This is a genomic window from Candidatus Zixiibacteriota bacterium, assembly GCA_034003725.1.
GTDB lineage: Bacteria > Zixibacteria > MSB-5A5 > GN15 > FEB-12 > WJMS01.
In genome coordinates this window covers 150,974-176,308 of sequence record JAVEYB010000002.1, presented here as the reverse complement: position 1 = coordinate 176,308, position 25,335 = coordinate 150,974, and the positions used below count along the sequence as shown (strand labels likewise).

Annotated in this window: 18 protein-coding genes; 8 read left to right on the top strand and 10 right to left on the bottom strand. The window is 58.8% G+C overall.

The window, feature by feature from the left end; translation table 11 throughout:
• Positions 1-37: 37 nt before the first annotated feature.
• On the bottom strand, positions 38-1,141 hold the full coding sequence (locus RBT76_03825) for a tRNA-dihydrouridine synthase (GenBank protein MDX9856898.1): 1,104 nt from the start codon (positions 1,139-1,141) through the stop codon (positions 38-40).
• A 99-nt stretch (positions 1,142-1,240) separates the two neighbouring features.
• Positions 1,241-3,133 carry an aspartyl protease family protein gene (locus RBT76_03820; protein ID MDX9856897.1) on the bottom strand — a complete coding sequence of 631 codons (1,893 nt, stop codon included), beginning with the start codon at positions 3,131-3,133 and terminating at the stop codon, positions 1,241-1,243.
• A 223-nt stretch (positions 3,134-3,356) separates the two neighbouring features.
• Here RBT76_03820 and RBT76_03815 point away from each other — a divergent pair, with 223 nt between their 5' ends.
• The 7 genes from RBT76_03815 (at position 3,357) to RBT76_03785 (ending at position 12,512) form a co-directional block, all read left to right on the top strand.
• Positions 3,357-3,935: a hypothetical protein gene (locus RBT76_03815; protein MDX9856896.1), complete on the top strand. Its 579-nt coding sequence runs from the start codon at positions 3,357-3,359 to the stop codon at positions 3,933-3,935.
• Between the two features lie 160 nt (positions 3,936-4,095).
• Positions 4,096-5,544, top strand: coding sequence for a hypothetical protein (locus RBT76_03810; GenBank protein MDX9856895.1), 1,449 nt, complete (start codon positions 4,096-4,098; stop codon positions 5,542-5,544).
• Between the two features lie 166 nt (positions 5,545-5,710).
• Positions 5,711-9,052 carry a FlgD immunoglobulin-like domain containing protein gene (locus RBT76_03805; protein MDX9856894.1) on the top strand — a complete coding sequence of 1,114 codons (3,342 nt, stop codon included), beginning with the start codon at positions 5,711-5,713 and terminating at the stop codon, positions 9,050-9,052.
• Between the two features lie 206 nt (positions 9,053-9,258).
• Positions 9,259-9,606: a sulfurtransferase-like selenium metabolism protein YedF gene (gene yedF, locus RBT76_03800; GenBank protein ID MDX9856893.1), complete on the top strand. Its 348-nt coding sequence runs from the start codon at positions 9,259-9,261 to the stop codon at positions 9,604-9,606.
• Positions 9,607-9,619: 13 nt separating this feature from the next.
• Positions 9,620-10,510: an ABC transporter ATP-binding protein gene (locus tag RBT76_03795; protein ID MDX9856892.1), complete on the top strand. Its 891-nt coding sequence runs from the start codon at positions 9,620-9,622 to the stop codon at positions 10,508-10,510.
• Entirely contained in the window at positions 10,510-11,835 is a 1,326-nt protein-coding gene (locus RBT76_03790; GenBank protein MDX9856891.1) for an ABC transporter permease, read from the top strand. The genes RBT76_03795 and RBT76_03790 overlap by 1 nt, the downstream gene beginning before the upstream one ends.
• A 158-nt stretch (positions 11,836-11,993) precedes the next feature.
• Complete coding sequence (locus RBT76_03785) at positions 11,994-12,512, top strand: hypothetical protein (GenBank protein MDX9856890.1); 519 nt, start codon at positions 11,994-11,996, stop codon at positions 12,510-12,512.
• A gap of 18 nt (positions 12,513-12,530) precedes the next feature.
• On the opposite strand, the gene RBT76_03780 is transcribed toward RBT76_03785, so the two are convergent.
• The 4 genes from RBT76_03780 to RBT76_03765 form a co-directional block, all read right to left on the bottom strand.
• On the bottom strand, positions 12,531-12,917 hold the full coding sequence (locus tag RBT76_03780) for an acyl-CoA thioesterase (protein ID MDX9856889.1): 387 nt from the start codon (positions 12,915-12,917) through the stop codon (positions 12,531-12,533).
• A gap of 80 nt (positions 12,918-12,997) precedes the next feature.
• The gene (locus RBT76_03775) at positions 12,998-16,108 is read right to left on the bottom strand and encodes an error-prone DNA polymerase (protein ID MDX9856888.1); all 3,111 of its coding nucleotides are present in this window, start codon (positions 16,106-16,108) and stop codon (positions 12,998-13,000) included.
• A 123-nt stretch (positions 16,109-16,231) separates the two neighbouring features.
• On the bottom strand, positions 16,232-17,773 hold the full coding sequence (locus RBT76_03770) for a hypothetical protein (protein ID MDX9856887.1): 1,542 nt from the start codon (positions 17,771-17,773) through the stop codon (positions 16,232-16,234).
• Positions 17,760-18,476, bottom strand: coding sequence for a hypothetical protein (locus RBT76_03765; GenBank protein ID MDX9856886.1), 717 nt, complete (start codon positions 18,474-18,476; stop codon positions 17,760-17,762). Before RBT76_03765 ends, RBT76_03770 begins: the two co-directional genes overlap by 14 nt.
• Positions 18,477-19,459: 983 nt before the next feature.
• On the opposite strand from RBT76_03765, the gene RBT76_03760 reads away from it, so the two are divergent.
• On the top strand, positions 19,460-20,236 hold the full coding sequence (locus RBT76_03760; protein MDX9856885.1) for a hypothetical protein: 777 nt from the start codon (positions 19,460-19,462) through the stop codon (positions 20,234-20,236).
• Positions 20,237-20,636: 400 nt separating this feature from the next.
• Here the strand turns inward: RBT76_03760 and RBT76_03755 are convergent, their stop codons facing one another.
• From RBT76_03755 to RBT76_03740, 4 genes are all read right to left on the bottom strand, one after another.
• Positions 20,637-21,101 carry a prepilin-type N-terminal cleavage/methylation domain-containing protein gene (locus RBT76_03755; GenBank protein MDX9856884.1) on the bottom strand — a complete coding sequence of 155 codons (465 nt, stop codon included), beginning with the start codon at positions 21,099-21,101 and terminating at the stop codon, positions 20,637-20,639.
• A 4-nt stretch (positions 21,102-21,105) separates the two neighbouring features.
• On the bottom strand, positions 21,106-22,542 hold the full coding sequence (locus RBT76_03750; protein ID MDX9856883.1) for a hypothetical protein: 1,437 nt from the start codon (positions 22,540-22,542) through the stop codon (positions 21,106-21,108).
• Positions 22,514-23,677, bottom strand: coding sequence for an SPFH domain-containing protein (locus RBT76_03745; protein ID MDX9856882.1), 1,164 nt, complete (start codon positions 23,675-23,677; stop codon positions 22,514-22,516). The genes RBT76_03750 and RBT76_03745 overlap by 29 nt, the downstream gene beginning before the upstream one ends.
• A gap of 247 nt (positions 23,678-23,924) precedes the next feature.
• Complete coding sequence (locus RBT76_03740; protein MDX9856881.1) at positions 23,925-25,301, bottom strand: dockerin type I domain-containing protein; 1,377 nt, start codon at positions 25,299-25,301, stop codon at positions 23,925-23,927.
• Between the last annotated feature and the right edge of the window lie 34 nt (positions 25,302-25,335).

The following is a 25,335-nucleotide window of genomic DNA, read 5'->3' as shown; positions in this document are numbered from 1 at the left end:
GCGACCCGGCCGTTTCACTATCTTAGATCCCGACCGCTTACGTGGTCACAAAGAACCGCGCGGCGTACGGCTTCATGAGTACGGGAATGTCGAGCCCGTATACCTCCTCGGTCGTGCTCGCCGACTTGCGGATACTGCCCTCGCGCCCGTCCCGAACTTTCGCAGCCCAGTCGGCGTCCAGCAGCAAACCCCTGCCGATCGCAACCATATCGATACCATCATCGAGCACGCGCTGAGCCTGTTCGGGCCGCTGTATTCCACCCACGCCGATAACCGGCACTTCGGCCGGCAACGACTCGCGAATCAACTTCGTCGGATGTGTATGGTTCGGATAGTCCCCGCGAACCCCCACCCCGTAATCCCAACTCGAAACATGAACGATGTCGACCCCGAGCGGAACCAGCGCCTTCAATAGCTTGATCGCGTCATACGTCGAATATCCATCGGGGTCCGGTTCCTCCGGAGACACTCGAAAAGACACGGGGTACTCGTCGCCCACCGCCTGTCGCACGGCCTTCACGACTTCCGATGCAAAACGGACCCGATTCACCCAGGTCCCCGCCCCCCACTCATCGTCGCGCTTGTTTGTGAATGGCGAGAAGAACTGCTGAAACAAATAGGTGTTTGCGCCGTGAAGTTCAATCCCGCTGAAGCCCGCGGCTTTTGCACGGGCAGCGGCTCCTGCGAACGACTCAATGAGATTCTCTATCTCAGCGCCGGTTAAGGCCCGGGGAAGCTCCGAGGTCCCCCGCCGATTATGCACCGCCGATGGCGCCACGGGCTGCGCTCCGCAGAGTTGCTGCCTCGCGGCGTTTCCCCCGTGGTGAATCTGCAGGAAGGATGCCGCCCCCGTACGATTAATAGACTCCGCACATCGAGCCAGCGACCCCCGCAGCTCGTCACGATCGCAACCCACCTGTCGTTCGAATGAGTGCCCCGATTTATGACAGTAACAGGCCGGGGTCATCACCAGCCCGATGCCTGATCGCCCCCGTCTGGCAAGGTATGCGATCTCCTGGTCCGAGAACGAACCGTCCACCTCCCCCGCCGTGGTCGTCATGGGTGCCATGACCAGTCGATTGTCAAGACGGAGTTTCCGGCCAACTTGAAGCGGTTCAAACAGCGCCGGCCAGTGTGCCATACATCAAGGATACGGCTATCCGTGATCACTCGCAAGCGATAGCTCCATCGACCTGCCCAATCAGTGCGCTGAATCGCCTCCGCGAAACGACGCCCGCCGCTACAGACGCTCGAATGGGTCGAATCGCTTGAACGTGACTTTCTTTTTCTCGCCGTTCCGCTGCACTTCCACCGCGACCTTCGACCCCGGCTCTCCCTGAAACGCCTCGCGTGTTCCCACCAGTCCTCCATATTCGGCGACCGGGCGTCCGCCCACCGACAGAATAACGTCGCCCGCAGCCAAACCCGCCTCATCGGCCGACGTCCCCTTCATCACGTGATGTATGGCTATTCGACCGCTGTCGTCGAGCGACAACTGCAGGCCCGTGAGCAAACGTGGAGGCAACTGCTTGCCGAAATCGCCGCCCTTCTCTACGATCAGGCGCTGATTCTGGTAATCGAGGTACAATGTGAAATGCCGAAGCAGCGTATTGCCGATATTGCCGGTCTGCTCGCCGCCCGCCAGCGCCCCGGCATTGGACTCTGTGGAAAACGACATGATACGCTCCGGCACCGTAAGGCCCGCGAAACTGACCGAATCCACCTGAATGTGACGCGTATCGAATCCCCCGCCGGCACCGAACGCCACCCCGTCGATACCGGCTCGATCCAGATATCCACGCTTTTTTGCGAACGGATAATTAAAACTGGTGCCCGTTGCACCCAAATCCAGACTCCACACTCCCTCCGTCGTACCGTCGACCGTCAGCGGAACCAAAAAGATGTTTTGCTTGGACAGGGGCGCATCGAGTACCACACCGTCTCCGTAGTACTCAAAGGCCTTCGGATCATAAAACGACACCTCCCTCGCCGCATAATCCACTTTTGTTATGACCCGGGAGAGAAAGTCGTATCCAAGAATCCCTGCCACTTTGAACCCCAGCAGCTTGCCGATCACACCGTCGATATCGATGATTGCCACGCGCTGCGATGCGAACTGCACCCCCGGAAGCGAAAATGCCGGCATTCGGCCGAACGAAACATCGACTACATTCCCCGCTCCCTGCCCCTTGATGTCCCCCTCACGCTCGATCCCGTGCCGCTCCGCGTACGCCCTGTCGATCACCGTCGACCCGGCCCCGGAATCGAGAATCCACAGCCCCGTGTCTCCATCGACAACGACCGGGAGATAAATGTGATTCTCGATATACTCGAACGGAACCCGCTCCGCCGATACACCGTTGGCAAACACAAAATCACGAACGTCGACATCAGGCGGCTCGAACAGCTCCGCCGGTACCGGAATGTCCTGCTCGATCCGTGTGAAAACGACCTTCTGCGTCATCCCGGGAGGATTCGTTGTCGTGGTCTGTACGAACGGCCGTACGAAATCGCCCACCGCCCGGTAGTCCGACAGAAGAGTCGTCGTGGTGTCGTCCGGTGTGATCGTCACCGTCTTCAGTATGTAGTGCGTCGCCTTGTCATAGTAGTCGAGCCGGACCGACTGGTTCACGGCGTTCGTCGTCCGAAGTACATAACACGCCGCCGCACCCACATCCTCCGTGCCCACCAGCTCGATGTCAAACCACGGCGAAGCAGGATTGAGTTCTTCGAACTCCGCCCGAAGGCTGTCTATCAGGCGCTCCCGCAGCGTCACGGAGTCGCGCCGAAGCTGAAGTTTGCTGTTGTGATCCACAACCCACCGAAACGATCCGTTATCTCCGTCCACCTGCCGCATTGAACCCAGGTCAACCTCCGTGCGATACTTCAGCAGGTCGGAACTCCAGCGGGTGAATGTGCCCTTTAACCCCGTACCTATCAAATCGATCGATCCTTCCATGTACACCGTCTTGACCGCCCTCAGACGCTCGACTCCGCCCATCGCCTGGTAGTGTCTCCGAAGAATGTCATACGGGTCCTCATCACGCGACTGGGCTTGCGGCGCGGGAGCAGTCAACAGAATAATGGCCGCAGAAACTGCAGCCGCGAAGCGAATCGATAATTGGTAGGCCATCTCCAACTGGTCCTTTCACGTTTACCAAAACTACATAGCTTACAGCCACATATACGTCTACACCGTCCAAAAGTGTCACCCCTCACGCGTGCGGCGTAAAGTTTGCGCCCCCCGTTTTGACTGGTCAAAAAAGTTGCATCGATGTCAAATCTATACTACCGTTGGTCGGTTTTGCAACTGGAAGCGCCAGACTTCCGTGCATGACATCGACAACGGAGGTGCAATGACAGCATCACGGATAGCCGTCTTGCTGGTGGTTGGACTATGCCTGTGTGGACAGCAGGCACTGTCCGCCTGCGTCACCCTGTCTTGGACTGCGACAGGTGACGATGGCGCCGTCGGTACGGCGTCTTTCTATGATATTAGGTTCTCCCGCTCGGCCATCACGGCCGAAAACTGGTCGTCGGCCACACCGGCTCGGGTTATCCCGAACCCCAAACCGGCCGGCGCCCGGGAAGAGTGGCTCGTATCCGGTCTCGAACCCGGTGTGCGGTACTATTTCGCCATCAGAGCGGCCGATGAGTACCGAAACTGGTCGGACATCTCAAACGTCATCTCCAGACGTGCCCCTATGCAGGTATGCAGCGGTGTCGTCGGAAATGTCGACTGCGATCCGTTCGATGACGTTGATCTCAGCGATGTCGTCCGCCTTGCGGGCTATCTGTTTCTGAATGGACAGATTTGCTGCCCCGAGGAAGCGAATATCGACGGCGATGTCCTCGGCCGCGTAGATCTCAGTGATCTGTTGCGGCTGGTTCAGCATCTCTTCACGCCCCCCTATCAACTGCCCGCCTGCCTGTAATCAGCTGGCTGGAAAACGCGGGTCTGTGGACGGCGGCCGGTTATGACCGGCCGCCGACTTTGCTGACTCATCCGTCCAATCGCTGTTCAACCCTTGACAAACACACAGCACGGACTATCTTTCTACTGTCCCCTGCAATCATTCAAAGGGAGGATCTTCCATGCGTTCCTATCCGCTTGCATTAATGTGTCTCCTGCTTCTGGTTGGCGCCGCGCTTGCCCAGGACTTTTCATCCGCCAATCAACCCCTTGCAGGACCAACACTTAGCGGCAGTATCTCGAACTCCCGGACGAACGGTATTTCCACATCGATGGGTGACGAAATCACCGAACGCGGCGACTGCAATCTCGATGGCATCCCGTGGACGATTGGCGATGCCGTTTACTTCTCCACCTTGTTCGCCGACCCCCAGGGTGCCGGTATCACCTGCGGCGACCTCAATCTGGACGGTGTCCCCAATCATATCTCCGATCTGGTCTACATGCAACTCGCCTCGCTCGGCTTGATCGACCCACAGTCGACCCAGCCTGATACGTCGGAGTACGTACTCACCTTGTGGGACTACCTGTACGAAGGCCGCGTTGGCATTGGGGGCGCCGATTCCGCCTGCGCCGTCTTTCTCGTCTTCTACGGCGATATCCCTATCACATCCGGACAACCCCTCGCCGAGCTGAACTCGTGGACTGATGGTGAGTACACCTACGTGCTTGGCCTCCCCGACGTCGACTACGCAGCTTCAACCCTCGATCGAAGACCGCTCGTCGACGGTACGTTGCTGTACCACACGGGTGGATGGTTGGTTTCAGCGCAGGCGTCGACGTGTGAAGGTATTCTGCTGCCGGTGGATGTAGAATCGTCGCGCGGCGACTGCAACCGCGACGGAGTCCCGTGGTCGATTGCCGACGTCGTAAGCTTCGGCAACTACTTCAATTCGACTGGCGTCCTCAATGGGTGTGGCGATCCCAATCAGGATGGGCAGGCAGATCAGGTGTCCGACTACGTGTACGTATTGCTCTGCATGTTGAATCTGGTAGATCCATCTCAAGAGCCCGCACCGACCTCTGACCAAGCTCCAGCCATCACGTATGATAATCAACTCGGCTCCATCCACATCGAGAACACCGACTCGATTGGCGCTCTCTGTTTCGTGTTTTCCGGCGACGTTGAAATTACCGCCGGGCCGTCCGGCGCCGAGTTCATCCGAGCCACCGATGGCCAAACGACGCTTGTCTTTGAACTTCCCACTTTTGATGCACAGTCTCCGGTGTTTCAGCCGATAAGCGATGGTGAGCTATTCACGTATTCGGGCGGAAGTCTCCAATCCGTTCAGGCCTCCAACCGCGACGGCGCGCGGATGCCGGTGCAGTTCCTTTCCTCCAACTGCTGTACCGGACTCACGGGCAACGTCAACGGGGATCCCCTGGATTCGTCCGACCTCTCCGACCTCATCTTCTTGGTCAATTACCTCTTTCTCGGGGGTCAGGGACCCGTGTGCCCGGACGAAGCGAACGTCGATGGTGACAGCCAATCGGCAATCGATTTATCCGACCTGATTTACCTGGTTGGATTCCTGTTTCAGGGCGGTCCGGAACCGGCCCCCTGTCCATAAGCTACCACGACCTCGCAACTGAGATCGGCCCGGCGGATATCTACCCCACCGGGCCGCAACTACTTGGCGAACGGCCACAACAACCCTCGCTCACCCGGGTTGACAAACGGGGACATTGAGGTATATTTATAGGTCATCATAAACACTCTAGCGGGGGAGAATCGCCATGCAGATTCTCAAAGTCCTCCTTTTTTCAGCCGCGCTATCGCCAGTGTTAGCGATAGCCAACCCTCCCGAGCCGCCCATTTTTACCGGTTGCCCAACCGAAGTGACCGGTAACCACTGTGACTCGTTGCTGTACTCGGTTGTTGCCATCGATCCCAACAGCTCTCAGCCCGGCTACAGCCGAAATGTCCGCTACCACTTGGTCTCCGGCCCCGGCACAGTCGACTTCAAAACAGGCCTCTGGCTCTGGCATCCGGAACCACTCGATGTTTATCACAATTACCAGGTTGAAATCGCGGCCTCCGCCAACGACACCATGACTACCGGCGACCAGAACTGCCGGTTCACCGTCCGCGCATTGGACCAGCCTCCTGTTTGGAACGATCGAGGCTGGCAAATGTACGAAATCGACCAGGACGAAGAGCTGGTCGTCCAACTCGAGGCGTACGACCCCGACGAGTGCGACGATGTCGGCTTCTTCGTGTACCAGTTCCTCCCCGAACCGACAGGCGCATGGTCCCTGGACAGCCTGACTGGAAAGTTTCGGTTTGCCCCCGTGCACGCCGACCGGCTTACCCGCTTCCACGTCTCCATAGCCGTCTCCTTTCGGCAGGGTAGCGCTTCAATCGTTTACAATCTGGTAATCGACGTCGGTCCTGTGGCCGCCCAGATCCTGCCGATCGTTCGAATCGATACGATTTCCGGCATCCGACCGGGAGAAACCTTCGACCTGCCGGTGTGGCTCGAAAGGACTGACCGCGACTTCAATGCCGGTCGATTCCACATCGCCTACGATTCCAGATTCTTCGAACTCAACGAAGTCCGAACCGGCCAATTCCTCACCGACTGCGGGTGGAACGAGGTCGAATGGCAGGATGTCACCTTCACCGATCACTATCCCGGATTCCTGAATATGCAGGGAGTGCAAATCACACTCGATGCCGGCGATGAAGGCTCCGCTCTCTGCTACCGACCCGACTCCCTGCACGCCGAACTGTTTGTCCTCAATTTCACGACTGCCAACGACACGTCGCTGCACACCCGAGGACTACCCGTCCGGTTCTATTTCAGCGGTTGTTACGACGACTACCTCATCGACAACGATACGGAATACAAGTGCATCGCCGACCGGGTTCGCTATGTCAACGGCAACTATCTGCCGCTGCCGGACGAACTTCCGTCCTTCTCCGGAATCCCGCTTGATTGCTTCGCCAACCCGTACGCACAACGGACCACCACCTACATACACGGTGTAGTCAGTTTCGCTGACACGATTCAGCCGGACCTGGATGGCGACTGCGACGGTGATGGAGATCATCTTGATCCCGCGGATATCGTATGCTTTAAGCACATATTGGGCTACTCTAATATCCACATCGCTGAGTTTGTCCACACGATACGAACTCGAGCCGGTGAAATTCCGGAAATGACTCCTTTCGATTCAACTCTCGGCCCCAATGTAACAGTCTTCCATGACACCGTCGCCAATACCATATCCATCAGTGGCGCTGACTCGATCTCTGCTTTGTACATCATGCTCATCCGAGGTTCGACCATTTCGTATGTCCAAAACGAGCACGCCCTCGCCGAATCCACTCCGAGCCTGTTCACCCATATCGCCATCTCCGCCCCACTGGGTGCAGTAACTCCCCTCGAGTTCCCGACATTTCGAGACGGCATCCTCCTGGCGTACACCGGACGCGATGAACTAGTTGACGTCGAGGCGTCAACTCGCGACGGTCGCAGAATGCCCGTCCGCATCATCCAACAGCCCGCTCCATATCGCGTGGTCATCCAGGCCAACTCCGGATACGGCGGGGACGGCCATGCGCCGGACGAGATTCCCAATGTCGACGTCTATCTGGAAAATGCACCCGCTCCTATCGGCGGCTTCAGCTTCCTGCTGGCCTATGATAGATCGAGAATCTCGCTGTATGGCGGCCTCGGCCTGGAACACCAAACATCTCCCCTGTATGCCGACTGCGGATGGGAGTACTTCACCTTTCGACAGCACGCGAACTCGAACTGCGAACCGAACTGTCCCTCCGGCCTCCTGACCGTAGTCGGACTCGCCGAGACCAACAACGGCCCCTACCACCCCGACACATGCAACCTCGCGGAAACCGAATCGCAACTTCTCTTCACGATGCCTTTCCTGCACGGCGGTTCGGCGACTTACGTTCCTGAGTGGGTGCCCATTGACTTCTATTGGACTGACTGCGCCGACAACGCACTATCCAGCATAGCGGGCGACACCCTCTTTGTCTCTCATACAGTAAAACGGCTCCAATCTCACCCGCTTCCCGATACCGCCAACGATCCGTACTGGGTGAACGTGACCGATGAAACGACCGGCTTCCCCACCTACACAGGTGTCCAGCAGGAATGCTTCGGCGAATTCGGTCCCGATGTCATCTATCCCGTGAAGGCCGTCGAGTTAGTCGGCGGTGGCGTTCTGCTCAACGACGGCGATCTGTCACGAGGGGACCTGAACCTCGACGGTATCCCGTACACAATTGCCGATGCTGTCATGTTCTCGCGCTATCTCCTCTACGGCGACACGGTCTTCCTGTCGATTCCCGGCGTTCAGTTCCCGCTTGAGGCCGCCAGGTACGCCTCCGATATCAATGCCGACGGCGACCCGTTCACCATCGAAGACTTCGTCTGCTTGATTCGGGTGATCTATGGAGATGCCGTCCCGTATCCTCCGCAGGATCCCGCCCCCCATCCGGTCACTTTCACCCTCAGCGAGTACGGCTATCTGTCCTACGAAGGTGAGTATGATCTGGGCGCCGTCCGGATCGTCTACGAGGGCGACTGCGCACCAGGCTCACTGCTCGACCAGATGGAAATGCAGTACTACACCAGTGGCGACTCCACGGTCGTCCTGCTGTACAGTTTCGACGGTGAGTACATTGAGGCCAACCACGGCCACTTCATGGACCTTCTGCCCGGTGGCTGTGCGGCCATCCGCTCGATAGTAGCAGCCGATTACTGGGGACGCGCCGTCCAGTGCATCTACGACACCCCCGCCGACGTCGGCGACGAAACCGAAAACCTTCCCGACCACTTCGCCCTTGAGCAGAACTACCCGAACCCCTTCAATCCTGCAACCACTATAGAATTCGCCCTTCCGGTGGCCGCCGATACTCGCATCACGATCTACAACATCCAGGGCCGGATCGTACGCACACTCGCCGACACCCACTTGCCCGCCGGCTATCACGCGGTCGTCTGGAATGGCCTCGACAACTACGGTAACACCGTCGCCAGCGGCGTCTACCTGTATCGCATCGATGCCGCCGGGTTCGCCGCCTCTCGCAAAATGCTGCTCCTGAAATAACGACGCGCTTCCCATCACTGATACAAAAGGCCGGGCCGCCCCGGCCTTTTTCGCGGCTCCCGTGCCTTTGCGCTTGATACCAATACAGCATACACGTATGTTCTCCCAATGTGCGTATCGGGCCCCGGTGCCTTTGACTGAAACATATCGCTCGACCGACCGTATTCAATCACAGGTCCGTGTCAAATCGTGGGAGAGTTGCACGAATGACCCTTGACAAAGACTTACTGCTTATCCTGAAGTCCTCCGGCATCGGAGACGGTGAAATCGATCTCGGCAACAAGCTAATGCGTTCGTTCCTGTCCATGCTGGTTGAGATGGGCCAGATTCCCGCTCGTATTATTTGCATGAACTCCGGCGTCTTTCTCACCACCGTGGACTCCCCTGTCGAAGACATCCTGAAAACGATGGAGGCCAAAGGAACCCTGATACTCTCATGCGGTACCTGCCTCGATTACTTCAATCGCCGTGACAAGCTCGTGGTCGGACAACCGTCAAACATGCGCGAGACCGTTGAATCCATGCTGCACTTCAGGAAAGTCATCACACCGTGAGGTCGTAACGTAGATGATTAGAGTTACCGGGCTCCGCAAGCAGTTCCCTGGCCTGATCGCCGTCGACGACGTCTCCTTTGATATCCCCGCCGGCGAAACTTTCGGCCTGCTCGGACCGAACGGCGCCGGCAAAACCACTACCATCGGCATGATCGTCGGCGTCCTCAAGCCCGATCACGGTACCGTCACCATCGACGGCGTCGATGACTCCACGAAGCCGACCGTCCGAAAAAGCATCGGCAACTCGCCGCAGGCCCTCGCCCTGTACGATGACCTCACCGCCGTCGAGAACCTTCGCTTCTTCGGCCGCCTCTACGGACTATCCGGCCGAGTGCTGAGCGAGCGGGTCACCGCCATCCTCGATCTCGTCGGCCTGACCGAACGCCGCCTCGACCGCGTGAAAACATTCTCCGGCGGAATGCAGCGACGGCTCAACCTCGGCTGCGCGCTCGTCCACGACCCGCCTATCCTGCTGCTCGACGAACCCACTGTCGGCGTCGATCCGCAGTCCCGAAACCTGATCTTCGAAAAGATTGAGGAACTCAAAAAACAGGGCCGTACGATCGTATACACGACCCACTACATGGAAGAAGCTCAGCGGCTCTGTGACCGGGTCGCCATCATCGACCACGGCAGGATTCTCGCCCTCGACACCGTCCGTGAACTGATCGCCCGCCACGGCGGCAAAGCCGTTGTCGCCGCCGACCTGAACACTATTCCCGATGACCGGTCCCTCCTCCCCGCGCCGTTGGACGGCGACCATCTCCGCTTCGAGACGAACTACCCCATGGAAGACATCGCGCGACTCGCCCGCTCGGGTCTGGACTTCCGCACGCTCGCCGTCGACCAGCCCGACCTCGAAAGCGTCTTTCTGAACCTCACCGGACGGAGGCTCCGCGACTGATGTCTCAAATCCTCGCCATCGCGATCAAAGACCTCCGCCTGCTCCTGCGTGACTACGGCGGCATGTTCTTCGTGCTCGTCTTCCCGTTGATTATGGCCCTGCTCTTCGGCGCCATCTTCGGCGGCTCGGGCGGAGGCGGGGCACGCTCGATGAAAATCGGTATCCCCGACCAACCGCGTGCCGCGGAGAAATCGTTTTACGATGAGTTGGCGAAATCGGACGTTCTCGATATCACCGTGCTGCCCGCTGACTCCGGAAGATCGCTCGTTTCCGCCGGCAAACTGATCGCCTTCGTCGGATACACCGACACGTCGTCTACTCAATTCAGCATCTTCTCCCCCTCGCGACCATCCATCGAGGTATGGATTGATCCGAGCCGCAAGGCGGAGTCCGGCTACCTCAACGGCCTCATCAGTCAGGCGTATTTCTCGATCGTCCAGCGTCGCATGATGGATATCCCCGCCATGCAGAACGCACTGGCCGACCAGATACGGCTGTTTGATACCGCCTCCGGTATACCGCCCGACGATCGTGCGCAGATTGGTTCGATGCTGAACCGATTTAACGATTTTCTCGGATCGATCGCGGCCCTTGATTCTACCGACTCTACCGACTCCCGAGGTTCGGATACAGCTGCCTCCGGCTCCTCAGACTCCTCTGACGACTTTTCGCCCTTCCGGCCTCCTGATATTCAGTTCACTGAAGCCGTAGTGACCAGCCTGGAACCTCGTACCAGTTGGGAGATAACGTTTCCCCAGTCCGTGCAATGGGGACTCCTCGGAGTCGTGGCCGCATTTGCGATGTCGCTGGTTGTGGAACACACCCGGGGTACCTACCTGAGACTAAGACTTGCCCCCATCAGCAGAGCGCAGATCCTCGCCGGCAAAGGCCTCGCCTGCTACATCGCGTCGGTGAGCATCTGTGCCCTGTTGATGCTGGTCGGCATTCTCGTATTCGGCGTGCGCGTCGCTTGGCCGCTGGGGCTGGCAGTCGCTATCCTCTCCGCCGGAGTTTGCTTTACCGGCATCATGATGCTTATCTCCGTCATGGGCAGGACCGAACAGGCCGTCGGCGGCGCCGGATGGGCCATTCTCCTCATCATGGCGATGACCGGCGGCGGCATGGTGCCGCTTATCGCGATGCCCCGGTGGATGCTCTCGATCGGCGCCTTCAGCCCCGTCCGGTGGAGCGTGACGGCCCTCGAAGGCGCTATCTGGCGCGGTTTCACCGCCGCTCAGATGGTCACCCCCGTCGCCATCCTGCTCGGCACCGGCGTTGCCTGTTTCGCGCTCGGCGTCTTCATTTTGGCCCGCCGTGATCGATGAGTCGCCCCCACATACGCACCGCAACGAATGCATTTTGTTGACACCCCGTTTCAACTCGCTATCTTTGTCCTGGGTTCGGGATCAACACGGGAAACGTCGCCACCCAACCGGTTCGCGACAGCTCCCGGACGGGTGCACAGGATGTGGTTGGTACGGACATGTTCACGGAATTCTGGCCGATAATTCTTCGCATCGTATCCGTCCTCGCCGGCTGCGCCGCCGGTCTGATGATCGGTGGTCTGATCTACTTCGTCTTCTTCGAAGACAGCGTCATCTCTTGCAGCAATGATACCTGCCTGCGCTCCGGCAAGGTCATGACCGCCGCGGCGATCCTGTTCTTCCTCGCCTCCGTGTACATCCTTCATCTGAACATCATCTCACCGATCGTTGTCTCCCTGACTGCAATGGCGATTACCCGCATCTTGTGGGCGCTCGGCGATGGACTGATCGAAGCCGGCCGTATTTACGAAGCACTCACGGCCCTTGCGTCCGACGATCGCCCCGTTCGCGATTTTCTCCACCGCGCCCGTGACTACCGCCAGGTTCAGGACTTGCGCAAGGTCGCCCGGCGTATGTTTGTCCCCGGCTCCCCGCAATTACGTTCGCTCGAAAAGGTGATCTCCGAGGAAATCGAAACGCCGCCCGGCGATCACCCCTCAGACGCCCCGTCGTCCTGAGCGCCTTGCCCCGCGCTCTTATCCGCTTATCGATATCGGCCGACGCTGCTCGTCGATCGCAACCATCGTAAACGTCCCCTTGATCGCGCTCTCCCGACCATCCGAGAACATCTCTTCCATGTACAACTCGACTTCCACTTTTATGCTGGTCCTGCCGACCCCAACCACTCGCCCGATCATCTCGACAATCGTCCCGGCCGGGATCGGCTTCGTGAAGTCGGTGCGGTCCATGGAAACGGTCACGACATCGCGACGGCAAAACCGCGTGGCGGTGATGAACGCGACTTCGTCCATCCAGCCGAGCGCCTGCCCCCCGAACAGCGTATCGTAGTGGTTCGTCGTGTTCGGGAAGATCGCCTTGCAGACGTGGGTGACTGAGCCGGCCATTCGTTGTTCACGTGTCATTGTATCTTCTCCGGGTATGTTCTTGACGGGTGTTGCCGAATGTAGGCAGGACGGGTCGATGATGCAAGTCCGATGCGGCGCTATCGGAAATCGCGCGACTTGACCTGCACCGCCCGGCTCTCGAACTCGAGCGGGTAAAGCCGGTGAGCGATGATATTGATCACGCCGTCTTTCTTCTCCAGCGTCCCCTGGACCAGCAGGGCGCGCGAGAAAATAATGATCCGGCGAAAACGCTTCATGATCGCCGGCTTGACCACGATATTGGCAAAACCGGTCTCATCCTCGAGCGTGATGAATATGAACCCCTTCGCGGTAACGGGACGCTGACGGATCACCACCACCCCCGCCACGATCGCCGACGAGTAATTGGACAACCCGTTGAGCTCCCCAGCCGCAAACACGCGCTTCCGACGCAGCCGGTCGCGGATCAACGTCATCGGGTGCGGCCCGTTCGACAGGTTCATCCCCTTGAAATCCGCCGCCAGCCGCTCCAGCGTCTCCATCGGCGATAACTTCCGCTCCCCCTCCTCCATGAATGACATCTGCAGCTCGTCGGCCGACCGGTTGATCAACGCCAGCACCCTCCACAACGCCTGTCGACGACTCGTACCAAAACAGTCGAATCCACCGATCATGGCGATCTGTTCGAGTGCGTCGCGATCCAGTTTCGTCCGAAAGACAAAATCGTCGATTGTATGAAACGGCCCGCCCGCCAACGCCTCTTCGATCGCGCCCTGCGCCGACGGCCCGAGCGATTTGACATACCGAAATCCGAGCCGCACCGCGCCGTTCTCGATCCTACAATCCCACTCGCTGCGCGACACGTCAACCCCCAGAATCTCCACCCCGCGACGCTGCGCTTCGTAGACCACGGTCGACGGCGTGTAAAACCCCATCGGCTGCGCGTTGAGCAGCGCACAGTAAAACTCCGCCGGAAAATACACCTTCAGGTATGCCGAAACATAGACCAGCAGCGCGAACGATGCGGCGTGCGACTCGGTGAATCCAAAATCCGCAAACGCCGCCAGCTGGTTGAATATCTTCCACGCCGATTCCTCGTCGATCCCCCGCGCCACCATCCCCGCAATCAACCGCGTCGAAAGCTCCTCCATACGCTCCCGGGAACGCTTGTGCCCCATGGCGCGACGAAGCTCGTCCGCCTCGCTCGGCGTAAATCCCGCCGCCGCGACCGCCACCTGCATCCCCTGCTCCTGGAACAACGGCACCCCCAGCGTACGCTGCAGGATTCGCTTCAACCGAGGATGCGGATACGTCACCGGCTCCTCGCCGTTGCGACGGCGAAGATACGGGTGAACCATATCCCCCTGGATCGGCCCCGGCCGAATCAGCGCAACCTCCACCACCAGATCGTAAAACCGACGAGGCTTGTGGCGCGGCAGCGTGTTCATCTGCGCCCGAGACTCAACCTGGAATACCCCCACCGTGTCCGCCGTACACAATAAATCGTATACCCGAGGATCGTCGTACGTCAGCCTGGCCGGATCGATACCTATCCCGTGATGCCGCTCGATCAACCGAAACGCAATATCCATCAACGACAACATCCCCAGACCGAGCAGATCGATCTTCACCAGCCCCATGTCCTGCGCGTCATCCTTATCCCACTGGATTACGCTCCGGTCGGGCATCGTCGCGTTTTCAACCGGCACGATCTGCGACAACGGCGTCTTGGTGATTAACATCCCCCCCACATGAATCCCCAAATGACGCGGGAACCTGCGAATCTGCGCGCACAGATCGAGCAGCAACTGCACCCGACGGTCGTTGACATTGATCGTGGCCTCCTGCAAACGCTCCGCCATCTCCTCCCCGCGCGAGTAGGAATCCAGATGCTTGGCCAGCCGATCCACCTCCGACGGCGAAAAACCAAGCGCCTTGCCCACGTCGCGAATCGCCGAACGCCCCCGATACGTTATCACCTCGCACACCATCGACGCGTGTCGACGACCGTATTTGGCGTACACATACTGGATCACTTCCTCCCGACGGTTGTTGGCGATATCGATATCGATATCGGGAGGCTCGCGACGGTGCTCCGAAAGAAACCGCTCGAACAATAACTCCAATCGGATCGGATCAACCGCCGTTATCCCGAGACAATAACACACCGCCGAATTCGCCGCCGATCCCCGCCCCTGACTCAAAATACCGCTGTCACGACAAAACCGCGCGATATCCCAGACAATCAGAAAATACCCCGAAAAGTCGAGCTTCCTGATTATCCGAAGCTCATGCTGCAACTGGCGAACTACCTTGTCCCCCAACCGCCCGTACCGACTGCGCGCCCCCGCATACGTCAACTTGCGAAGATAGCTGAATGTCGTCTCTCCCGACGGAACCTCGAAATCCGGCAACACCGGATGTATCCGGTCCATCGAAAATTCACAACGCTCGGCAATCCGAACCGTGTTCGCGATCGCCTCGGGATACCGCGCCAGCTGCCGAACTACCGCCTCCGGCGGCTTCAAATACCGCTCCGCATTTGGATATAAAACCTCCCCCGCCTCGTCGAGCGTCGTGTGATGTTTGATACATGCCAGCACATCGGCCAGCCGACGACCGTCGGCCGTCGCGTAATGGACGTTATTCGTGGCAACCGGCGGTATCCCCAGCGATTCGCCGAGCTCGACCAGCTTCGCACACAAAAACTCGTGCACCGGCAGATTGTGATGCTGTAACTCGAAATAAAACCGCCCCTCGCCAAACAGGTCCCGATAATATTTCGCCCGCTTTGCCGCCTCATCCTCCCGACCGCAAACCAGCAGCGAGGGTACTTCACCCTGCACACACCCGGACAACGCAATCAACCCCCCATGGTACCGCTCGAGCATCTCATACGACACGCTGGCTTCCCCCTTCTTCCCCGCCAGCTGGGCCTCGGAAAGCATCTGCGAAAGATTGCCGTATCCTTGTTGGGTCTCGACCAGCACAACCAGATGATGCCCGTTGTCAAGCGTCAGCTCCGCCCCGATGATCGCCTTTACGCCGGCCGCCTGTGCCGCCTTGTGAAATCGCACCGCACCATACAGCCCGTTGTGATCGGTAAGCGCCAGCGCGGCATAGCCCAGATCGGCCGCCCGGACAATCAACGTCTCCGGATGATCGGCGCCGTCAAGAAAAGAAAAATTGGAATGACAGTGCAATTCGATATACGATGACACTCCGGCCATTACTTCTCATACTACCTCCTCCCCGCCTATATCATCCCGAACTCGTGCACGCCCCAGCCCCCCTCACCCTGAGCCCGCCGAGACGGGTCGAAGGGTGACAGATCAACATAACCCCACACCCCTTCAATCAAACGCCCCCTGCACAAACCACTCCCCCGACTGCTCCCCGCTCCCCTGCACAAACACCAGATAACTCCGCCCTCCCTGCGCATCATCAAGCGTAACCTCGTAGTACTGACGCTCAAACGGACTGTCCCACCAATTTCCGGACAACCGCCAGGGACCGTCAAACCGCACAACCCCGTACGTGCGACGGTTGAGAGTCAGGCGAACCGGCCGCTCGCCTTCACTCACCACCCGGACCAACTGCGGCGGCTGGAAAAGACGAAGCCCCGCCGGGGAACGGCCTGCGTACGGCACAAACGGCGCCGGACTAACCGTACGCTCGACCGAGGGTGACCGCCGCGTATCATCGCCATAAGGCGCCAGCACGAACATCTTTTCGGGCAGCGGGGAATACTGCCGCCGAAAACAATACGCCCGCTCCACACCGGGCGGCAGTGTGACCGACTGGCGTTTGCTCCGCGGTCGACCGCCGGCCAGGCGGGATAAATCAAGCTGCTCCCCAACCACCGTCACCGCATTCGGCACGTGCACTCGTATCCCTATGACGCCGGCCCCAAACCGGATCGATGATAGAGCCTGCTTCAACTGCCGGAGAAACGGTCGAGCCGACAAACCGGGCGACTCCAGCGCCAGCGATACCGTCTGCCGCTGCTTATCCTCGCACACCAGTTCGACCTCCAGGCAGGCACACCCGCGACTGACCGTCCGAAGCCTCCGCAGTACGATATCCAGCAACGGCTCGATTTCGGCAAGCAAAGCCGGGATCGTCTCGACCGGATACAACAGCGACTTGTCGGCCTCGATCGCCTCGGTCGGCTGTTCCGGCGCAAACAGATCGTCACTGACCCCGTGCGACAACCGCGCCAGCGTCATCCCGTCGGCCTCGAACCGACCGATCAACTCGTTCGACCCAAACGAAGCCACCTGGCCGATCGTGCGGATCCCGAGCAGGCGAAGTTTCTCGATTGTGTCGTCGCTGATCGGAAGGCGCGTAATCGGCAGCGGCCGCAAAAACTCCTGCTCGGTGCCGTCGGGAACAACCACTATCGGCTCCTCCTGCCCGCCCGCAACCGCCGCCGCAACCGTCGCCACCGATGTATTGCTCGCCACCCCGACCGTGGCCGGCAACCCAAGCCCGGCCAGCAGGTCACACACCGCCCGGGCAAAACGGTGCTCGCTCCGATACAAAAGCATCATCCCCCCGACCTCGAGATAATACCTCCCCGGACATTCCTCCTCGACAAACGGCGTCAGGGCCTGCAAACGGTTCATCAAACGACTGGACCCCACCATCTCCCGCTCCCGGTCGTATGGGACCGACAGGAGATTGTCCACCCGAAGCCGCCCCTGGGCGACTGTCTGCCCCGACCGAATACCTCCCGCCAATGCGATATCATTCGCTGCGATTATCTCCGAGGCCTCCTCTCCGCCGTCAGCCACGACCACCGGCCGGGCGCGATACTGCGGATTATCGCAAAGAAACAGCGCCACCGGAAAAGCCGGGACAACCAGGGCCGCTATGCGCTCAGTGCGGTTCAAGCACCACCTCCACCGCCTGACCCGGTTTGCAAAGTCGGCTTTTGACCACCTGCACAGCCACCCGGGCCGAATCAATTCGATCAACCGAAAGCCGCAGCGATGCCATACTGGCAGGAATAATCTCGGCGGCACGATCGGTCAGAAAAATCACCAGCCCGCGAGCCCGAACCGTCTTGCGCCGAAGCCGGTGCAACAGGGTTATGGGAAGCTCCCGGGTGGTCCCGACCAGATCACACACCGCAATTGTTACCTCCCGATGCTTGAGCAGCAGCTCAGCGGCGCGAATCCCCCCCGCTAGACTGTCCGGCTTGACAACCAGCAGATGAGCCGGATCAAGCCCCCCATATTCTGCGGCCGGACCAAAAAAACAATTGCAAAAATCGATATAAGCTGCTTTTCCGTAACTTCTTACCATGCCTGATATCAAGCGAAACATTAATCCCGTCTTGCCCGAACAACTCCCCCCGGTGATCTCGATAAACTGCCCGTACGGGACCCCCCCCAACACAAACAGACGATCAAACGACTCTATCCCCGAAACAAACACCCGCCGTTCGAACTGCTCGTGCCCGCACACCGCCTCCGGCCAGCGCCCGGCAATCTCCTGCCGAACAACTGCCGCAGGAGCTTTTTGCTCGGCCCGGGCGATCAGACTGTCGAAAAATCGCTCGGTGACGGGGCTGTACGAGTGGTCCGGTTTCATATCTTCCCTTATTACTAATTCGTGGTTGGCGTACGTCCCCGTGCGCCGACGACCCTGTCTTTCATCTCGATTCGTGGTTGGCGTACGTCCTCGTGCGCCGACGACCCCTCCCGATTCGTGGTTGGCGTACGTCCTCGTGCGCCGACGACCCTGTCTTTCATCTCGATCAATACTGCCCACACGTGCAGTATCTATAATACAAAAAATCCCCCAACCGGCAATCACATAAATCGGTCCCCGTAGCAGATCCGCCTTCGAACCCGCCATCATGACGCTGATGAATATCCGCCCCCACTCCTGACCCGCCAAGTACCGTACAACCGTCCCGGGTCGGATGTTAATCGGCACTGCACCTTTCACGACCCCTCGAAACGTAGAATTCGGACGAACCGGTTCTGCCACCCCGGATCCTCCTTCTCGAGCTTGTTTAGGCATTCACCATGTCCGGTTGAGCACAACAACGAAAGCCCCGCTCGGTATCACAAACACACCCACGACAATTCAATTCTGCGCGAAAACGCTGCGCGAATCCGCGAGACACAAACCTCCTGTCATATCACAGCTTCACGCTGCTGCGCGAAAAACCGTGAGTGAACTGCGCGAATTCGCGCAGCCAGCCCCCCACAAACACTCAGCCGGGCAACTCACTACTTCTCGCACAACCTGCTGTCACCGAGTGCGATATCCGGCTGTCACATGACCTGCACGCGGTTCGGCATCGAAGTTGTATACCACGGCGGTGCAGTAAGTACACCCGAGAGGGTGAGGTGAGAATCGAGATCGGGAGGTGTCCGGGCGGATTCGGTTGTCTTCACGGTATGGCGGTGGCTGGCCCGCCAGGACACACTCTCCCGATCCTCGAAACAAACAAATCGACCCTCACGCAGACCGAATGAATCATCACGGTAGAGGCGCGACTTCAGATCGGGGGAACTGCATCTATCGTGTGACGCAGACGCCCCCTCGCGGGTGGGGAGGTCCCAATGAAATGCCTTATCACCACAGCGCTCTCTCTGGCGCTGGCATGTAGTCCAATCTCGTTCCCGCTAGCCGATCAATCCGGCGAGAAGAATGCCGAGAAACCAATGATGCTCACACCCAACTCCAACACGGGCGTGTCACAGGTCAGGATTGCTCCGGATACGGAACAACTGAAGATCGATTTTGTGTACCACGACGCCGAAGGCCGTCAACATCCCGCGTGGCTCGGGATAGATGCCAACGGTTTCGCCGTCGCCCTGTCCGATCATTCCGGACGCGACCGAATCTCTTTCGCCGCAAGCGGGGCAGCCGAAGACCGTGTCGACGCCGGCGTCGCAATCGGCAACGATCGTTTGACAGTGGTCGGTCCGCCTGATGAGAAGGCTGGGCTGACTGTTGTTTCCCTATGGCAGCGTTATCGAGTGTCGGTGACATTCGCGAGCAGAGCCGAAGCCGACTCGGCTATCTCGATCCTTCGAGCAACCCCGGACTATGCTGCTCGGGCTCGCCTGTCCGGGCGCGATCGCGAGGTGTACGCAAAGGCTGACAGACTCCGTACACTCGGCCGCCTATGGACGGACCGCCTGACCGGTCTCGGATTGCTCAATAAAGAATCGTTTGGGTCGCCGGAGAAAGCCTGGACGGTGTGGCAACGGTTGTGCACCATGGTCAGCCCCGCGAAAGTCGAAGACCTGGCAGCGCAGCGGAACATGTCCGCGATCATTGATGCCATCAAAACGGCGGTACAATCGATCGGCAATGATGAACCCGGCAGCTAGGCGCTACTCATTCAGGACCACGAACAAGCGAAACGGAAGTCCCTGTAGGGCGGTTCCGTCTTCGAAACCGCCAATCTTCGCAGGGAAGGTCCCGCTTCGGACCTGCCACACCTCGGCCGCCCCACTCAATCCCCCGCACTTTCCCTACACTTTCGATGGATAAAACGGCGCGCCCCCTATAGTAAAAGGAGGAAGCGATGCTGCACGTATCCGACAATACCGAAAATCTACCCGGGAACCGTAAGTCGTTACCCCAACCGCCGACGGGAGGGGAGGGGAAATGAGGCCCCCTAAAAATGACAAAACAAAGCCATTTCGCCGTAACGCATACTCTATCAAACTTGTACGACGACTTTCTTGCTTTTGGAGGAATTCCGGCAAAGACTTCAGCAAGCGGACGTCAGAACAGATTCTCGTTGATCTGGCGTTCCGGCGTTAGCCACGCCGATGAAATCACGGTCGACGTGTTTGCCCAGAACTGACCGGTAGCCGGGTTATATACCCAGCCGCCCCGCTCCCCTCCAATCTGCCCGGGATACTCACCCGCCACCACTGAATCAGCCGCATGAATCTGAAATGGATTTGGCGGAAACGCCCCCCGCATCACCAAATCGGAATGAGTCAGCGAGTCGATATCGGGGTACGATCCCACCCCGCTCAGTAATACCTGCCGGGCATAATAAAGCGAAATCCCCTCGCGCACCGCGCTCAGGCTCCCTTTGCAGGCAGACACCCGGGCGTCGACCGAAAGATCACGATACCGGGGCAGCGCCGCTCCCGCGAGCACCCCGACAATGACAATCAGGATCACCAACTCGATCAGCGTGTACCCACGCGCCCCACCGTTCACAGCCCTGCGTTTCATACCCTCATACCACGAGATTCTTCTCGAATGTTACGGCATTCAGTACCGAGTCGACGAAGAAGTATGCCTCTTCATGAAACGCGAGATACACGATCTGGGCCGACGACGGCTTGAATCGTATGTCACCGATATCCACATGCGGTGCTTTCCCCACGCGCGCGCGATAGATCATGATCTCCGCGTGCACGATTGCCTCCGACGGCCCCAGGGTGACCGGGCGGAACCGCTGGTGATAGGTGTAGATCAATTCGGTGTCGATCTGGTTGATCGCTGCCGACATCCGCTGCGTCAGTCGGTACGCGGCCTCGAAATTCGGCAGTCGAAAAGCCGGTACCACCAATCGATTCGAACGATACACGCCGCCGAACATGCGCGCTACATCCGCGCTGTCCTCCGCCGCCAGCTCGAACGACCAGAACGGAAACAACGGATCGGTGCTGCTTGCCGGCGGCTCCACCCAGCGAATCGCCTCGACATCGAGACCACGGGCGTCGACAAGATTCACCGTGTGGCAGTTGTTGCACACGTATACGTGCGACCGACCCCGAGGCAGATCCTCGCCGCACGAGTGGCAGCGATGCAACGTTACGCGCAGCTCGCCCAGTTCGATTCCCGGCGGACGGTCCTTGTCGAGTGCCGTCGATATCCCCGACCGTTCGTCGCGAAAAAACTGCACCCTGCCGGTCAGCCCGTCGACCAAAAAGCGGTAGTACCGAGGCGATTCCATTTCCACCGATACGTACGGGTAGAAGATCAGCGAAAACTGCGGGTGAAGCAGATCGGTCCGGTTCTTGCCGAAATCCCCCTGAAAGGTAACGCTCAACTGGTTGATCGCACGCTCCGCGTTCTCCCGCGCTTTTTCACGACTCATCTCGATCGGCAGCGAAACGTAGGCCTCATCCATTTGATCGCGCGCGTACGGCGCCAGGCTGATATACTCCGCGCGCAAACCGATCGTGTAGGGTATGTCCTCGAGAAACGGCCCGGCTGCGATTGTCGTCAAAAACGGCGTCAGCGCGACCTCGGTGCGTCGCACCTCCGTCGTCTGCTCCGTCTCGCCCGTCTCGCCGTAGTCCCCGGCGACCGCCGTCCGTCGCTCGATACGATTGCGCACTTTCAACAGGGCCCCGTCGATCTTCCAGTACGGATAGTAAAAATACCGCATGAACAGGTCCGGGCCGGTTAGCGGCAGGTCGTGCTCCTTGAGGTACCGGTCGATCGAAAAACGCGCCTGGCGGGCGTCCGTCTTTGGATTCACCATGTACGCCGCCGGCACGTCAGGCATCTCGATTTTCAGATGCGAGCCGCAATAGTGACAAATCAGCACGAACAGGCTGTCGCCGAGCTTGAGCTTGCTGCCGCACCCGGGACACGTGACGCCGATATAGAATCCGGCCTGTTCGGCCGCTCGGCTAACGGGATTGCTCAGGCCGGTCTGCATCCGCCTCACCGTTGTTCGGCTTCGTCACGATCGGGTTGCCGCACTCCCCGCAGAACTTCGACCCCGCGATCAACTCCGCGGCGCAATGCGGACACTTCATCGCGGCATCCAGCTTGTAACCGCACTCCAGACAGAATTTGGATTCGGTCGGCAGTTCGTGACCGCAGGAGGGACACTGGTTCTGCCGCACCATGGCGTGGCCGCAGCGGTAGCAGAATCGCGACTGCTCCGGCGTGTCGGCATGACACTTGGGGCATGTCACCGTGGCCACCGGAGCCGTGCGCAGATCGGTCTGTTCCGGGGCGAATACTTTCGACATCATCCCCGGCATCAGCATCCCGATCCCCGCCCCCATCCCGAGTCCCGCGCCGGCGCTGGCGGTTCCCGATTGTGCGCCCAGGCCCTTGGCCATCTGGAATTTCAAGAACGCGTCGAGATCCCCGACCGCCTGCATCCCCGAACGCTGATCGATCAAACTCGCGACATCCTCGGGCGGCGTTATCGACGAAATATAAAAATCGACCAGCTCGAGACCGTACTTGTCGAACTCAACCTTCACGATCCCCTTGAACTCCGCCGCCAGCTCGGTATAGATCTTCGGCAGGTCCAAAATCGTGTCCAGCTTCTCGCCGAGCAGGTCGTTCAGACGCGCGATTATGACGTCGCGAAGGTAGCTCTGAATGTCGGCCGTCGTATAGCGCGCCTGGCGACCGACGATCGAGTTCAGAAACAGAATCGGCTCGGCGATCCGCATCGTAAATGCGCCGTGCCCGCGAAGCCTGATCAGGCCGAGCGTGCTGTCATGAAACGTAACCGGGTGCTTGGTCCCCCACTTCAAGTCCGTAAAGACCTTGAGATTCGTGAAGTAGACCTCGGCCCGAAACGGAGAATTGAACCCGAACGGAAACGAAAGCAAACGAGTCAGGATCGGAAGGTTCAGGGTCGATAGCATATGACGACCCGTCGCGAACGAATCGGCGGCGTGACCGTCCTTGAAAAATATCGCCATCTGGCTGTCGCGGACAATAAGCTGCGCGCCCCATTTGATGTCCGCCGATCCCTCCTGCGGGATTCGGTAGATCATCTCCTCTCCGGTGGGGTCCATCCATTCCAGAACCTCAATCAAAAGACCCATATGGTCCTCCCGTGCTTGTTTGCAGGCATACGTCTCCCTATGCTCTCATATTCGACAAAATGCCCGACCTTCTTGACCTGTGCAAAGTTGGGACAGGCGGCGATAGTCCGGCAAGATCTATGGGACGTTGAGAGTACAGGGATAACTCGGCGAATGCGGCAAGATCAGAATGTACGACAAATGAACTGAAAAGCCCGCGCCGAAAAACCTCCGACGCGGGCTCGAGTCATCCAACAAAATAGACTGCTCACGGGCAGTCGGCGCAGGGGGCCGCCCCGCCCATGAAGAGGTAGTTGACCAGACCGATCAGGTCGGACAAATCAACATTACTATCGCAATTGACATCGCCGGAAAGCAGTGGCACGGGCTCTACACCACCCATAAACATGTAGTTGGTGATCCAGATCAGGTCGGAAAGGTCGATATTGCCGTTGTGGTTGGCGTCACCGCAGACCGGATCCGTGTACAGATACACGAAGAACCCGATCGTATCGGCGACCGCACCACACTTCCCTTCGACCACTTCGTTCACCCAGTAGGTCGCCGTATCGTCGATACTGCCGAGGAACGTGAACACGCCTGTCTCCGGATCGATTGTCGCGGGAGGCTCAGGGTCCTGAGAACTGACGTAGTAGCGATAGGTATTGTATTCTGGATCGGGATCGTCGAGTTCGAACGAGATTTCAAGAGGTTCGCCAACGCTCGCGATATAAGTGGTCTGCTGGAAATGGACAAACTCGGGTTTCGTGTCCGCCTCTCCGACGTGTATGATGTACGGATGGAGATTCGTGAAGTAGGAGGTCACCGGTTCACCGCAAACGGCGAAGTTGATACCTATGTACATTTGGAAGGTCTGCCCGGCATCCTCCGGAGCCGGCGTATACTCCCACTGCACCCCGTACAGGTCAGCTCGAGTTATCTGTCCCGGCCCATATACGGCCGCCACAACGCTATCGAATTCCAACAAGACGTTGACATGCGGCCACCACCACCCGGTCTTTGTGCAGCCGGGTCCCGCAATCCACATTTCTCCACCAGGGTTGGGTTCAAGGATGATCGGAGCCGTATTTGGCAGCCACGCAATCCGGTACTCAGGCGGTCCGGAGAACGCCATCTGGCTGCCTTCATAGTTGGCGTTGTAGTGCCAGAAATGAGACAACGTATCATAGGCGGTAGAATCGAACCAGATTCGGCGCTCAGGCTCTGAATTCTCAAACGGTGCGAACGAGACCCATAAATTACAGAGCTTTATTGGGTCTTCCGAGGGCTGGATTCCAGCGCCAAACCACAGCGGTTGCCCGAATTCAAGCAAAAGATAGGTTATGGAATCCTCCTGAAGCACGAAAATCTCGGAGTACCCGAACATCGAATCGACGTCATAGCTCCACGAGGGATCCACATCAATCGAAGGGATATCGGAGGATTTGTGGAGCGCCATAACCACACACAACTCCCAGACGGTGTCGTTCGGGTTTTGTATATAGATATCCTGAGTGAAGTAGTTGGCCGGCACGTCCCCGCCGGGCAAGTAGCCGCATTGCTCATCGAGGATAATCTCAACCTGTGAGAATACAGGAATGGCACAGAAAAGCACCGTGGCCAGAACAAATGAAATCTTCCGCATGGGGCATCCCTCCCGCTTATAGGTGTGACCAGAC

Coding starts and splice junctions, on each gene's coding strand:
- RBT76_03825 (MDX9856898.1), bottom strand. CDS start 1,141: ATGGCACACTGGCCGGCGCTGTTTGAACCGCTTCAAGTTGGCCGGAAA.
- RBT76_03820 (MDX9856897.1), bottom strand. CDS start 3,133: ATGGCCTACCAATTATCGATTCGCTTCGCGGCTGCAGTTTCTGCGGCC.
- RBT76_03815 (MDX9856896.1), top strand. CDS start 3,357: ATGACAGCATCACGGATAGCCGTCTTGCTGGTGGTTGGACTATGCCTG.
- RBT76_03810 (MDX9856895.1), top strand. CDS start 4,096: ATGCGTTCCTATCCGCTTGCATTAATGTGTCTCCTGCTTCTGGTTGGC.
- RBT76_03805 (MDX9856894.1), top strand. CDS start 5,711: ATGCAGATTCTCAAAGTCCTCCTTTTTTCAGCCGCGCTATCGCCAGTG.
- yedF (MDX9856893.1), top strand. CDS start 9,259: ATGACCCTTGACAAAGACTTACTGCTTATCCTGAAGTCCTCCGGCATC.
- RBT76_03795 (MDX9856892.1), top strand. CDS start 9,620: ATGATTAGAGTTACCGGGCTCCGCAAGCAGTTCCCTGGCCTGATCGCC.
- RBT76_03790 (MDX9856891.1), top strand. CDS start 10,510: ATGTCTCAAATCCTCGCCATCGCGATCAAAGACCTCCGCCTGCTCCTG.
- RBT76_03785 (MDX9856890.1), top strand. CDS start 11,994: ATGTTCACGGAATTCTGGCCGATAATTCTTCGCATCGTATCCGTCCTC.
- RBT76_03780 (MDX9856889.1), bottom strand. CDS start 12,917: ATGACACGTGAACAACGAATGGCCGGCTCAGTCACCCACGTCTGCAAG.
- RBT76_03775 (MDX9856888.1), bottom strand. CDS start 16,108: ATGGCCGGAGTGTCATCGTATATCGAATTGCACTGTCATTCCAATTTT.
- RBT76_03765 (MDX9856886.1), bottom strand. CDS start 18,476: ATGAAACCGGACCACTCGTACAGCCCCGTCACCGAGCGATTTTTCGAC.
- RBT76_03760 (MDX9856885.1), top strand. CDS start 19,460: ATGAAATGCCTTATCACCACAGCGCTCTCTCTGGCGCTGGCATGTAGT.
- RBT76_03755 (MDX9856884.1), bottom strand. CDS start 21,101: ATGAAACGCAGGGCTGTGAACGGTGGGGCGCGTGGGTACACGCTGATC.
- RBT76_03750 (MDX9856883.1), bottom strand. CDS start 22,542: ATGCAGACCGGCCTGAGCAATCCCGTTAGCCGAGCGGCCGAACAGGCC.
- RBT76_03745 (MDX9856882.1), bottom strand. CDS start 23,677: ATGGGTCTTTTGATTGAGGTTCTGGAATGGATGGACCCCACCGGAGAG.
- RBT76_03740 (MDX9856881.1), bottom strand. CDS start 25,301: ATGCGGAAGATTTCATTTGTTCTGGCCACGGTGCTTTTCTGTGCCATT.